Genomic DNA, 12,139 nt, shown 5'->3' with positions numbered 1-12,139 from the left:
TCATAGTTACCAACATCCCAATGTCCCTTAAATAAGTTCACATAAGAATGAGGCTAGCTGCTGAACCTAAATAAAGAGACATTTTAACTTTGCTAAAAAGTGACATTACAACTTTGCGCCTACAATTGCAGTGCGCATTATATCTGCTTATGTTGAATGCGATTGCATATGCCAGTCCTATAAAATGTCTCTCTTTTGAGGGACTATTCAATGAAGTATCACGAAATGACTAAAAACTATATTTTTCGTGAATTTGAATGTGGTTTAACCGTCGAACAAGCTGCTGAACTTTGTTTAAAAACTGTGAGAACCGTCAAAGAATGGGATAAGGGGAAAACCATTCCACCGGAGTGTAAACGGCTCATGAGAATGACAAAGGGAAGGGAACTAAGCCCATCAAACCAATGGGAGCACTTCAAAATGCATTACGACAGATTAGAACTTCCAACAGGGCAGTTGGTAACAGCTCAACAGGTTTTGACAGGAATAGCTTTGTTAGAGATTGGGGCATTAACTGATTTAGAAGCTGCCGCTCAAGTGCTGAAATATGCAAGAGCACTTAGAGACATGATGTAGAAAAAGGCTCCTATATAGGAGCCTTTTAATGTTGTAAGGTTTAAAGCGGCTCTATATTCGCACTATTCCAATATTTAGAAAAACCCAGAGCTGTAACAGTAATTTTGTCAAACCCTTCAGCAATATCGGATTCGACTAAGACTCTATTACTTTTGATGAACGAGTTAATCACGTATCTTTTTCCTCGTTCAGTATCAGGAGTTAAATAGATATAAGCGAAATCTTCATCATCCTCTTTAACACAAAATCCAAGCATTCTAATGGGTTGCCCATTAAATTTTTGTATCCTAGTGCCTTCAAGTATATGTTGGTTTGTGTTGTTTGTGTCCTTAAGTTCCCTATAGTTGCATGTATTTCTACTTGTATCTACATAAGTAAAAAACATACTTAATTCTCCGTTCATATTGTGCTTCGCTTGGGCGATGAAAAGTCTTCCTGACTTATCTCCTTCATACAGGGAGGCCATTAATACAGCTCCATTTTGCTCCCATGAAGCATCAGGTGCTGATATCCACTCGTCTTTAGCTGAAGCAAAAAAACTGGTTGCTATAAGTAGAAATAAAGTAAGTTTCTGCATTAAATTTCCGCAAATTAGTCTTATTAAATTTGTGGTTATCATAATCCAGTGGAAGATAAATTTGAGGGAATTAATTGTTAAAGGATATGTAAGCAGTTGTCACAAAAATAAAAACAAGAGAAATCATAACTCATAATATGCAAGCACCATATGAACTATGACAGATTAGAGCTTCCAGCAGGCCAGCTGGTAACTACGCTACAGGTTTTGACTAGAGCAGGGCGAGTATTAAAATATGCTAGAGCACTAAACAAATGACGAAAAAAGCTCCGAGATAAACCTTCACATCCACTTATTTTTAAAGTGGATTCTAATACGCTCTAAGCTTTCATTAAGCTCTATGTATAGTCTGCCTTCATCAGTTAAATCTTCCAAACCGTACCCTCCATCAGTTCCTTGATATAAATATGGGGCATGAAATTTTTTGTAGGAAAAAGAACGCAGGTATTTAATATATAGTAATAGGCGTTTTTTATACTCTATAATCTGAGGTGCTAATTCATCTCGAGAACCAAAATCGGATATTAGTACATGCTCTACATCCGATAGAAACTGCCAATAGAGGCGATCGATCTGCGAGCCATTAATAACGCTACGAATCCGAGCTAATTCACTTCTATGACAAAATTCTTCTCCTGAATCATTCATATCTTTAGCAACAATATAAATGCCTAACAGTTCATAGGCTTTTGAATTAGCAAAGGTATAAATTTTATCGTGAAGAGCTGTTAGGTTTTTAAAAGCCTGAGTATCTCTTTCGTATTGCTTTGGGTGAGTGATTTGCTTTTTCCACGAACCATAAGCTTGGTAAGCAAATACAACACCAAATAGTGTTGCTAGATTCGCCACGATCGACACCAAATCTTTCGTGAACATCCAGTTATCTTGTAGCGGTGAATTGACTTGAGTTCCAGCATAGAAAAAAACTATCGTAACAAATAAAAATATCAGGTATTTAATCATATGATAAAGCCTAGAGCATTAACTTTTTGGAGTTTCAGTATTCGTCGTAATTTCAGCATCTTTTTGAACGGGAGCAGTATCCTCAGGCTGAGATGACTCGGAAGGAATGACATATTGCTCCTCTCGAATTAGTGCGATGTAAGAGGGTATGGCGGATAGTAAAGCTACCAACAAACTTATAATTGCTATCGCAAAACTCCTTCTTTTATCACGGTCAGCTTGTTTAGCCATTTCTGCTTCATTATTCTGAGCCTGAATTGTTAAATCGATTAATTTTTTTTGCTCCTTATACATATTTTCGAGATTAAGAACTACTTTCTCCTCTCGCTCAGTTTTTTCCTTATGTGACTGATGTATAAAATCCGTATCTATTCTAGGAATTGGATCTACAGGGTACTCAAATCCCTTAGACACAAAGGAATCCATCATAGGTAATCTTTGATTTGCTTGTTCTAATTCACTAGCAACCCTATCTAAGGCAGACGTAGAAAAGGGAGCGGCAGCTCCAGCTTGTTCCATATACTTTGCTATAGAAGGCACTTGAGAGTGCTTTCTCATTTCCTCTAACTGTTTTGAAAATTGGCTTTGAGAAACATTGTGGTATTCACGTAATGCATCAGAATTAATAGCCTGTAAAACAGATGGTGAGTCTAAGTTTAGTGCACTCATCTTTTGCGCAATAGTTTGGCTTGCAACACTTGAAGCAATAATCTGTTCAAGTTCCTTCGATCTTTTTTCTAGTTCAGTATTGATAAGTTCTGAACTCTCCATAATACCTTTTAAATTATTTGATTTTTCACTTGTCATCATAGTTATCTCATATGCTTAGAAATCCTATTGTATTCCATGCATAGCTATGGGGCTAATATTGTCTACAAAACATTAATTTTTCGCATCAACTCACAAGGTCAGTAAGGAGTGGGAATTTACCCCCGTAATACATTACGGGAGCGCATAAAAGCTGATTTCAATAACACACCGAACAAAAACGATATGCTACCATGCACTCATTTTTTTATGAGTGAGGAACGGAAAGTGCCTGAATTACTGATACTTATATCCTTAGCGTGTATTGTGTATCTATTCACAAAGAAGGGAAAGAAACCTAAACGTAGGCTTAACGAATGGGAACAAGGTGCAGCGGTTAGAAGACCAAACAGCGTACATTCTTTTGAACCCAAAGTTGTAGAAAAGAACCCAAAGATAGTCGAAGTAGCTCTGCCGAAGACTGGCAATAAGGCTAATTCTGTACCTCACAAGAAAAGTACATACTTGGCCACCAAGACAGAGCGCAGATTCTATAGGGTGTTGCAGGAGCTTATACCTGATGAATACGTGATTCATAGCCAAGTTTCATTGATGGCGTTAGTTCAACCGACCAATTTTAAAGATAACTCTCGAACTTGGGCTAAAAGAATGGACTACGTGATAACGGATAGAGACACAAAAGTATTGGCGGTCATCGAGCTCGATGATTCATCTCATAGACAGAAGAAGAGACAAGAGCGAGATATATACGTAAACAATGCACTTCACGGACACCACCCGTTGCTTCGGTTTGAAGCTAGAAGTTCTTATGACAAAACACATATCGCAACCGTATTAGAGCGCGATACGATAATAAAGTGTAGAGAATTGGAAAGCGTATTACAGTACAGCTAAAGCAGAGCCGAACATCCATTGTTCGGCTTTGTTTTTAACTCAAAGTATCGTGGTTCTTATCGTTACTTTAAGTTCTTTATCTACCGTATTGGTCTTTTCTGACCGGAATAGAGCACCAAGCAACGGAACATCCATCAAGACAGGTACACCGCTTACCGAGTCGCGTTGCTCTTGGGAGATCAAACCACCTAAAGAGATCGTTTGGCGGTCTTTAACCTTGACCACTGTTTGCAATGTTCGCGTATTGGTGATGATGTCGGATGCGATAGAGGAATCCGTTACCGAGTCGGATTTTTGCATTATCTGTAACACAACATGATCACCAATTACATGCGGTACTACCTCAAGTGACACGCCCACATCCTTACGCTCAATTTGCTGGACTCGATTACCGCCGTCAGTTACCTCAGATGAAGTGAGGAACGGCACGTTCTGACCAACCGTGATATAACCGCGCTCCCTGTCCATAATGAACATGTTTGGTCGTGATAAGAGCTTAGTATTCTGATTCTTTGATACAGCTTTGATAAGCGCATTGAAATCACCGCCCTCATAGAACAACAGGTTATCAACGGCTTTCTTAATTGCGGTAGGCTGCGAAACAAAGCCAGCCTCACTCAGTGCCAAGTCCATATTCACGCCGATTTCTTGAGAATCACCGAGCTCAGTTTCGGTAATCACCGCCTCGATAAAGACTTGCTTTTGTGGTCTATCAATCCCTTTGATGAGCACATCAATGTGCTTCAATTGATTCTCAGAGCCAGTCACGATAATGCTGTTTGTGGTCGGTAGCACCTCAACCTTGTAGTTCTTAATTGCTTTGTTGTTCAGTGTTTGATTCTGAGTTGCAGCAAGCATCGAGGAAATCAAATCAACGACCTTGGTATTTCGAACATTCTCAAAGAAGTACAGCTTCACTTGAGAGGGTTCGAACGTCTCCACCTTGTTAGCATCGGCAATGATGGTAAAAACGCCGTGGTCATGCGTAAGCTCGTAACCATGCGCACGAAGTACCGAAAGGAAAAAGGCAGGATAGTCCTCATCTTTCAAATCCGGTGCGGTAAAGCTGACCTCACCAGTGACACCATGACCGAGCACAACCGTATTACCAGTGTGAACCGAGAACCACGACGCGAAGTCTCCAATCGGTGTGTTCTTTGCCTCAAAAGGCGCTGAGCTTGCAGCAAAAGAAGGGGAACAGAGCAGGGTGCACGTAAGCAATAAAGCGGCGATGCTGGATGTGGAAAAGTTGGAACAAGCCGTAGTTTGTTTCTCAACTTTACCACAGCGCATGGTCAGTAATGAGCGCGCAAGCAGTGAGTCTCCGGCGCAATAAAATTCTTTTTGGTTTTTTGAAAGAAAAGCTGTGAGTTTTGCGATTATCCATGACATAAAGCGCACCTTATTCCCTAGCACATGACTTTGAATGATTGACCGTTGCCGCTAACTGTAATGGAGCAAGAGCCGTTAGATTGAGCCGTAAAGCCTTTTGCGTATAGTTGCGATGACGACAGACGCACATCGTCCTTAACCAACACAAAAGACGGAGCAACGTTTGGGGGATTCATTGAAGATTCGATTCGATAGCCGCCGAGCAAGTCACTCAATGACTCGCGAGGCACCGCCGTTTGAGCCGTTTCGGGTTCCGTCGACATGTTCGGCGTGCCAACTAAGGTGAACACCGCAAACGAGACGGCGACACCTGCCGCAAACACACTGAATCGAGAGTATTTACGGAGATAGATTTTTGTAATGCGCATGATATTTCTCAACGTATACGGGACAGTGTAACGTCCGTGGGTATAGTAGGGCGGCAATACTGAATAAACGCCGTCCTCATAGTTGTTTCTAAACATCTGCTTAGTGTCGTAAGAACTGTATAAATCCGTACCCCAAAGCATCCATTTGTCGACGGTAAGTGAGTTGGCGTTGTCACCATACTTCACAATGCCAACGTGCAGCTTAGGCATTTTCAACTTGAGTTGACCGAGCGTCAGAACGGATACCGCAGTCGAGATGATAGGGACTTGAAGACGATCTAAACGACGACAAAACACGGTGTGTTCAGCCAGTGCGAGACGCGCTTGCTTATCAACAATCGAAATGTCTTGAACGATGAAAATCACATCCCATCCAAGCTTTCGAATATGCAAAAGGTGATCAATTAACTTTTGTCGATTCTTGTCGTTCCATGTGCGCGAGTTAAACCACGTTCCGCACTCATCGAGCACAATCAAGCCGTCTTTTTTGGTGTCATAGCTCTTGTTTGCCGAGCCAATCACCATCAAATCCTCTACCTGAGGCTTGTCCGGCAGACGATAAAGGCGAGTATTGCGCTTGTTACGTCCAAGCATTTCTTTCAAGTTGATATCGAGGTTTGTCGCCACAGGCACACCACGCATAAACGCCTCACGAATCTTACCGACTGCCGTTAGTGTTTTACCTGAGCCGAGCTTACCCGTGACAAAGTAGACCGATGCCATTACGCAGCCCTCACAATCGCGTAGAACTTCCACTCCCACACCCAACGCAGCAGACGCGCAGAGTAAATCGCACTCACACAAGGCACGGCGTTATTAGGGATAAACATACCCGCCGCTTGTGACCACATTGGAGGCGCAACATAAGACAGACCCGTTGCAAGGGTGTAAATTGCCAAGGTGAGGGTTACGGTCAAACCGATTAGCAGCGTTAAAATGACCAAGTTAATCGTGACGTTTCGTGCTTTCGCAATGAAGAACCAACCAAATAACGTGGTCGCTATCTGAGAGATAAAGGCAACCAGAGCAGGGAGGCGCAGCGCCGTCCCAATAGTACTGACAATTGGTAATAGCTGAATCATTAGTAATATCTCCCCGAACCTGGCTTGTTACTTGGTACAGGCGTGACCTCAGTCAGCAGGATTTCAACAAGCGTCTTAATCGTGTAGATGTAAATCAGAATTGAGATGATCATTTTGAGTTTCTGCGAAAACTCACAAGAGATAGAAGCGCGACCACCGCCAAGCGTAGGCAAGGATAGATTCATGCAGGGCGTAGGCTTAGGTAACACACTCAAAAACGAATCCGATATAGCATTAATATGCCCCTCAGATTCCGCCGTCAGATTCTTCTCAATCAAATCGTTAGCCGCATCGGTCACGGTCTTTTCATAGGAACTCATCGCACCGGACACGGCTTTATCCGCTTGAGTCAGCACATCACCGACATAATCCGAACCTAAACCATGAGGGTTTTCACAATAGTTGTTTTCCTCGGTGGGCTCACAAGGCTTGAGTTCGTCGAGCTTATCCGATAGCTCTGCAAATCCATCAGCATTCGTGGTTTGCAAATCATCGAGTCCCTTAACCACCTCACCAACAGAATTGGTGTTTCGATTGACCGCCGTCGTGATGTCACCGTTAGCTTGCTGAATCAGCGCCTTAGTGTTTTCGTAAATCTTGTTGTCGTTGATTTGCTGCTTTTGAATCGCTTGGGTGTTAGTCACCATCGACGCATTGAGCGCAATGATTTGGTTTTGAATATCAGCGCTCGATTGATTGAGGTCGACGTTGAGTGCGTTAAGTGCCTTGTTCACATCCGAGTTAAGCCCTTTAATCGCACTGACAACGCCCTTATCGGTTGATTCATCCGTGTCAGGGTCTTCGACTTCTGGCTCCGCGTCAGTATCGGGTGGGTTAACCGTATTGGTTGAGCCGTCAGGCAATACGCTAGGGTCTTCGATGTCGCCCGTTGGGTCGTCAGGGTCGTGAATTGGATCATCGGGAATAATAGGGGTGTCAGGACCATCTTTACCCCAAAACAGCGTACCACCATCACACTGATTACCAGTGAATTGAAACTTACCGTGACATCGCGTGTTTTGAGTGAACTCACCGGAGTCGACATCGGTACAAAGCGTAGTGTCATTTGGAATACGCTCAAGCTCACAACGGGTTGCGCCAAAATCGCCATAACATGCCCCCGTCACTTGCTCACCATAAACATAAGCCGACCAGTGAAGTGATTGTTTGTCATCAATGGATTGCTTGAACTGACAGGCATCCATACAAGTGCCGTCAGGGTTTTCGCCAAACTCACATGCAGGAACGATAGGCTCACAGGTGTAACCGTCACCATCTTCTACTCTTTCATGATCTGCTGGACACTTAGCGGTACGATGAAGAAACGTTGCAGCGTGATACCTCGGGTAACTGGGACTGGTTGTGTTACAAATAATCATCAAAGAGAATTTACTACTCTCTATAGAGCATGATGTCGTATAGAAGTCTTTGTAGTTAACAAACTTATTTTCATAACAGGAAACATACGAGTAAGGGTTAACCCTTTTACCCAAGGACAAGTTACAGTTAGGATAAGCGGCAACATCGCTAGCGCTGTAAGTAGGTTGAGCGGCGCTTACATTAAAAGCACTAAACAAAACACCCAGTAAAATAATCAGTGACGCTATGCTTTGTTTAATGTTCATTTGTAAATATTCCTCGTGAAAAATAACGCCCCCATTCGGAGGCGTTGACCAATGGGTGTATAAAGCAGTCGTTAGAATTACGTTGCTTTGTTTGCACCTTTCTTGAATAGCTTGATGCCGATGAAACCAACCGTTAGTGGAACAGCGATTGTCCAAGTAGAGGCAAGCATGTCAGTAACAAACGTGCTTAAATCAGCGAATGCTTGCGCTGCCTGATCTGGCAATGCTGCATGTGCACCAGATGCAGCCATGAGAAGTGCACCACCAAATGTCGCACGTTTTGTTGTTACTACTGCGCCAGCCTTAGCCATTGCTGCGCGTACTTTGCTTTGCTTGTCCATAGTCTTATTTCCTATGTTTTGTTTATGAAGAAGTTGAAACCTCAGCCGCTTTCTTGAATCCAAGAATGTGGAAACCAATCGAGAAGCCAAGGATAAATGCTGCCCCAAAACAGCCGAGCATGAACTCTATTGACAGCATTTATCTTTGCCCTCCGACCATCCAACCGAGCGCAACTAACAAGAAGCAAATGCCTAAGAACACCATCAACTGAAAGTTATCGAGTCGAGCCATTAGCTCTGCAAATTGCGTCTCGGTCATGACTTAGCCCTTACTTTTCGTTTAACTGAGGTAGGGCGTAGAGGTGGAAACCGTCGATAGAGACGTGTTTACCCTCATCGTTACCAAAGCTGAATTTCTTGTGTTCCACATCAAACATCATGCGATTACCCACACAGCGCTTGAGCAGTTCGCCAGCCTTGCCGTTTTCCCAAAGCTCAGGAGACACACGCACTTCAATGGTGTCTGTCGGGTTGGTCGTGATGAGACGCAGCTTGCCGTTTTGCTTTTGTTCGCCATTACGGTCTGTTTTGGTTTCTTGAACGATGTCCGAAACATCTAGAATTAAACCTTCCATTCTCATAGTGTTTTGCCCTTATTTTTACGTTGTTGGTTAGTTGAAAATTGAAATGACAGTTATTGACACAAGTCCAAGGGAAATTAATGCGTCATGTCGGGCGGGGCTGCGCCCACCCAACACGACGCATTAATTTCCTGAGGGTCGGTGAGCAACAGCGCTTCCATTTCGTCATAGAGCGCTAGGTGCTTTTCGTATTGCTCGTAAAGGTCGTCATACATACGCTCGTATTCTTTTTCACGTTCTAGCGCGTCGAAGTAATCGACCACATTAGACATAATCCCTTGTTGAGCACGGATGAATTGCTCTTTGTTCTCAGTCTTCCAAGTACGGAAGCGAGTCGCGATAAAAATCTTATGGAACATCAAGCCATTCAAACGCGCTTGAGCCATGTCGCCGTAACGAGTCGATGAGTATTCACCGCCCGAAGCAATCAGTTTTTCGATAGAGGTAGAAACGGAATATTCCGCTTTTACTGGTTGGTCTTTGCGCTTAACGAACACACCGCCCATTGCGTAACAAAACGCTTTCCAGTCGCCCTCATCAGCAGAGCGGCGAACCTTTTCTAATAGAAAGTGTTCGTCTTGAGATAAATCTGTAAACAAAGCATCGTCCTCTTTGAATTCATCACGAAGACGACGAAGCTCACGCCATACCGTGACAGATGGACCACCAATAAATTGAAATTGACGAATTTGATTCACACGCGCCCAAGTCACGACACGTTCCGCCGCATCTGAGCCAGACAAAGACGAACCTTTGTCAGAATCAATGTGTTGACCGTCGATGTTTTTGCTCAGGTACTTAGCGACATAACCAACGGCTGAACCTTGCGACCAGTCGATAACCTCCGCTTTGAAACGAGCTTTCTTTGCGCCTTTTTCGTCTGGCGAGTCAGCCATAGCAAGACGACGAAACTCAGACGTCACAAATTTGCGTGCGGATTTTTCCATGAACAGCAACAAGTGGTGATGCGGCGTGCCGTCTTGGTGAGGCTCAACAATGCGCATCCCGTAAACCTTGATTTTGCTTTTATCAATCGACTTACGAAGATTCGCCCAAACGCCCATTAGGTAAGCGTGAGCCGCTTTCGCGTCAGGCTTTCCAGCCTCAAGCCATTTGGGGTTGATGTCACCCTTAGAAACAGAGTGAAAACGAGACGGAGCTGTTACCGTGAAGAACACCGCATCGTGATTCGATTCTTGAGCGATTTCCTCAAAGCCACGCAGACGAACAAACATTTCAGCGCGGCGAATCTCAGCGTTAGAAACCGACTTAGCCGATAACTCACTGAGTGTGAAGTAGTTAGACGGGTCAGCCTCATCGTAAGCAATCGTGTTTTCTAGCGCGATGCGGTTAGACGTATTGCGATCACGTTGACGGTTTAGAGAAAAATCCGAGCAGTAAACTTGCTTACGGCGTTGAACAAGTGCTAAATCACGCGCAACACATTCAACCTCGTAAGCACATTTACGGCGCAGTTGACGAACAAGCCAATGCTCATCAAGCGCACGGTTCACCAATGCGAAAAGCTCACAGTTGTTTTCTGCGTATTGAATTTGCTCAGGTGAGAATGCCAAGCCTAATGAATCAAGAAGCTGACACGCTTTATCAAAACGCGCTTGTGATTCTTCAAGCGGAATTGCACTTAATACGCGAGAAAAGTCGCGTGATTTGCGCTTGGCTAAATTGGTAATTTGCTCATCTGACATCGCGTAGCTGTAGCCGTGCTCAGTCAAACGGTCGTGAGCCTCGTTAACTGCGTGAACGGCTTCCAACGCGTTGCGTGTTTTCAGGATGTCGGTGTAAGCGCGTGTCATGTGTCGAGCGAAATCGCCGTTACGGTGTAATGATTTCGGCAAGTCCAAACAAGGGTTAGAAGTAGGGCGCTCAATAAAATCTGACAGGTCGTGTGAGTAGATTGACGTACTCATTGCCGATTTCACAGCCGACGGAATGAAATCCTCAGGCGTTGTGAATCTATGGTCGACGTACTCAAAACGATGGTCGAATAAGTTGTCAGGAATGTGCTCACATGAAGCCCAAGAATTGACAGGAACAAAATCAATCCATTCCTGTTTGCCTGATGCCATATCGTAGACTAATTCACGCATGATTAAGCCTCATCCAGTTCATCGACCATGCGATAAATAGAATCGTCAGAAAGACCATGAAACACATGTTCGCTATCTGAAATCACGATGCCTTGAGCTTGAGCGTCACAACCAGAGCAACCGCAGTATTGACCACCGCAAGAGCACATTTCGTCTTCGTTGTGACGAGCAACAGAAAAGAGTGAAACCTTTAAGCAGTCCTGGCAAAGCACGAATTTAGAACGAGACATAACAACCACCTTGACTAGTTGAGAGAGCGACCGCCAAAGCCAAGCGCGAAAGCGTCAAGGGCAAACGCCCAGAGCTAGGCGGTCTTAATTGCGATTTATGGCAATCCTAGTTGCGAAGAATGGCAACTGCAAGATGCGATTTATGGCAACTTTGTGGCTACAATGAGAAGAAATGGAGGTTCTTATGTACACAGCTGAACTAATTAACGCCTACAAAAAGGCGAAAAACTACGTACAAGATAAGCAGGTTGCGCACGATTTGAATCTAGACCCGCCGAAGATTAGTAAAATTCGCAAAGGTGTTAGACAACTTACTGATGAAGAAGCAGTTTTTCTCGCACACGGCGCAGGTATAGACCCTGAGATCGCGTTACTAGGATGTCACGCTGATCGCAATGAAAATCCAGCGATAAAAAGCATGTGGGAAAGCATTGCAAAAAAGTATAACGGACTTGGATTATCAAGCATTTCAATGGTTTGTGCCGGATTGGCTTTAGTGATTGCAAGTCCACAGGAACCACTATTACTGTCAATCCCATTTTAAAATGTCCTGTCCTCAGCAAAGTAGAAATGTCCTGTTTGTCTGCTGATCTATACTTATAAGCACTTAGCATCATACAGGTGTTTGGAGAAA

General features: G+C 43.8%; 14 protein-coding genes. 3 read left to right on the top strand and 11 right to left on the bottom strand.

Annotated features, from left to right (window positions below):
• Positions 1–210: 210 nt before the first annotated feature.
• Positions 211–576: a phage protein gene (locus FKN16_RS23255; protein WP_170903645.1), complete on the top strand. Its 366-nt coding sequence runs from the start codon at positions 211–213 to the stop codon at positions 574–576.
• 40 nt (positions 577–616) lie between these two features.
• Here FKN16_RS23255 and FKN16_RS23250 read toward each other — a convergent pair whose 3' ends face one another.
• The 3 genes from FKN16_RS23250 to FKN16_RS23240 form a co-directional block, all read right to left on the bottom strand.
• Positions 617–1,153 (bottom strand): hypothetical protein, encoded by a 537-nt coding sequence (locus FKN16_RS23250; protein WP_170903644.1) that lies wholly within the window; start codon positions 1,151–1,153, stop codon positions 617–619.
• A 282-nt stretch (positions 1,154–1,435) separates the two neighbouring features.
• Entirely contained in the window at positions 1,436–2,116 is a 681-nt protein-coding gene (locus FKN16_RS23245; protein ID WP_170903643.1) for a hypothetical protein, read from the bottom strand.
• 18 nt (positions 2,117–2,134) lie between these two features.
• Positions 2,135–2,926 carry a hypothetical protein gene (locus tag FKN16_RS23240; protein ID WP_170903642.1) on the bottom strand — a complete coding sequence of 264 codons (792 nt, stop codon included), beginning with the start codon at positions 2,924–2,926 and terminating at the stop codon, positions 2,135–2,137.
• 225 nt (positions 2,927–3,151) lie between these two features.
• Between FKN16_RS23240 and FKN16_RS23235 the strand changes: the two genes are divergently transcribed.
• Positions 3,152–3,778: a DUF2726 domain-containing protein gene (locus tag FKN16_RS23235; protein ID WP_258459775.1), complete on the top strand. Its 627-nt coding sequence runs from the start codon at positions 3,152–3,154 to the stop codon at positions 3,776–3,778.
• A gap of 39 nt (positions 3,779–3,817) precedes the next feature.
• On the opposite strand, the gene FKN16_RS23230 is transcribed toward FKN16_RS23235, so the two are convergent.
• The 8 genes from FKN16_RS23230 to FKN16_RS23195 form a co-directional block, all read right to left on the bottom strand.
• Positions 3,818–5,170, bottom strand: coding sequence for a secretin N-terminal domain-containing protein (locus FKN16_RS23230; RefSeq protein WP_170903641.1), 1,353 nt, complete (start codon positions 5,168–5,170; stop codon positions 3,818–3,820).
• A 17-nt stretch (positions 5,171–5,187) separates the two neighbouring features.
• A complete protein-coding gene (locus FKN16_RS23225; protein WP_170903646.1) occupies positions 5,188–6,261 on the bottom strand; it encodes a zonular occludens toxin domain-containing protein in 1,074 nt (357 codons plus the stop codon).
• A complete protein-coding gene (locus FKN16_RS23220; protein WP_024701224.1) occupies positions 6,261–6,620 on the bottom strand; it encodes a DUF5455 family protein in 360 nt (119 codons plus the stop codon). The genes FKN16_RS23225 and FKN16_RS23220 overlap by 1 nt, the downstream gene beginning before the upstream one ends.
• Positions 6,620–8,245 (bottom strand): methyl-accepting chemotaxis protein, encoded by a 1,626-nt coding sequence (locus FKN16_RS24630; RefSeq protein WP_249370571.1) that lies wholly within the window; start codon positions 8,243–8,245, stop codon positions 6,620–6,622. The genes FKN16_RS23220 and FKN16_RS24630 overlap by 1 nt, the downstream gene beginning before the upstream one ends.
• 77 nt (positions 8,246–8,322) lie before the next feature.
• Positions 8,323–8,586 (bottom strand): major coat protein, encoded by a 264-nt coding sequence (locus FKN16_RS23210; RefSeq protein ID WP_170903640.1) that lies wholly within the window; start codon positions 8,584–8,586, stop codon positions 8,323–8,325.
• A gap of 269 nt (positions 8,587–8,855) precedes the next feature.
• Positions 8,856–9,161 (bottom strand): hypothetical protein, encoded by a 306-nt coding sequence (locus FKN16_RS23205; RefSeq protein ID WP_005389159.1) that lies wholly within the window; start codon positions 9,159–9,161, stop codon positions 8,856–8,858.
• An 83-nt stretch (positions 9,162–9,244) separates the two neighbouring features.
• Positions 9,245–11,275 carry a replication endonuclease gene (locus FKN16_RS23200; RefSeq protein ID WP_170903639.1) on the bottom strand — a complete coding sequence of 677 codons (2,031 nt, stop codon included), beginning with the start codon at positions 11,273–11,275 and terminating at the stop codon, positions 9,245–9,247.
• A 2-nt stretch (positions 11,276–11,277) separates the two neighbouring features.
• On the bottom strand, positions 11,278–11,505 hold the full coding sequence (locus FKN16_RS23195; protein ID WP_139059769.1) for a hypothetical protein: 228 nt from the start codon (positions 11,503–11,505) through the stop codon (positions 11,278–11,280).
• Positions 11,506–11,689: 184 nt separating this feature from the next.
• On the opposite strand from FKN16_RS23195, the gene FKN16_RS23190 reads away from it, so the two are divergent.
• Positions 11,690–12,049: a DUF3693 domain-containing protein gene (locus FKN16_RS23190; protein WP_170903638.1), complete on the top strand. Its 360-nt coding sequence runs from the start codon at positions 11,690–11,692 to the stop codon at positions 12,047–12,049.
• Positions 12,050–12,139 lie beyond the last annotated feature (90 nt).

The sequence above is a fragment of the Vibrio sp. 11-4(1) genome (assembly GCF_013048625.1).
GTDB classification, from domain to species: domain Bacteria; phylum Pseudomonadota; class Gammaproteobacteria; order Enterobacterales; family Vibrionaceae; genus Vibrio; species Vibrio diabolicus.
The sequence above is the reverse complement of the archived record's forward strand: the minus strand, read 5'-3'. Positions and strand labels throughout refer to the sequence as shown.

Coding starts and splice junctions, on each gene's coding strand:
- FKN16_RS23255 (WP_170903645.1), top strand. CDS start 211: ATGAAGTATCACGAAATGACTAAAAACTATATTTTTCGTGAATTTGAA.
- FKN16_RS23250 (WP_170903644.1), bottom strand. CDS start 1,153: ATGCAGAAACTTACTTTATTTCTACTTATAGCAACCAGTTTTTTTGCT.
- FKN16_RS23245 (WP_170903643.1), bottom strand. CDS start 2,116: ATGATTAAATACCTGATATTTTTATTTGTTACGATAGTTTTTTTCTAT.
- FKN16_RS23240 (WP_170903642.1), bottom strand. CDS start 2,926: ATGATGACAAGTGAAAAATCAAATAATTTAAAAGGTATTATGGAGAGT.
- FKN16_RS23230 (WP_170903641.1), bottom strand. CDS start 5,170: ATGTCATGGATAATCGCAAAACTCACAGCTTTTCTTTCAAAAAACCAA.
- FKN16_RS23225 (WP_170903646.1), bottom strand. CDS start 6,261: ATGGCATCGGTCTACTTTGTCACGGGTAAGCTCGGCTCAGGTAAAACA.
- FKN16_RS23220 (WP_024701224.1), bottom strand. CDS start 6,620: ATGATTCAGCTATTACCAATTGTCAGTACTATTGGGACGGCGCTGCGC.
- FKN16_RS24630 (WP_249370571.1), bottom strand. CDS start 8,245: ATGAACATTAAACAAAGCATAGCGTCACTGATTATTTTACTGGGTGTT.
- FKN16_RS23210 (WP_170903640.1), bottom strand. CDS start 8,586: ATGGACAAGCAAAGCAAAGTACGCGCAGCAATGGCTAAGGCTGGCGCA.
- FKN16_RS23205 (WP_005389159.1), bottom strand. CDS start 9,161: ATGGAAGGTTTAATTCTAGATGTTTCGGACATCGTTCAAGAAACCAAA.
- FKN16_RS23200 (WP_170903639.1), bottom strand. CDS start 11,275: ATGCGTGAATTAGTCTACGATATGGCATCAGGCAAACAGGAATGGATT.
- FKN16_RS23195 (WP_139059769.1), bottom strand. CDS start 11,505: ATGTCTCGTTCTAAATTCGTGCTTTGCCAGGACTGCTTAAAGGTTTCA.
- FKN16_RS23190 (WP_170903638.1), top strand. CDS start 11,690: ATGTACACAGCTGAACTAATTAACGCCTACAAAAAGGCGAAAAACTAC.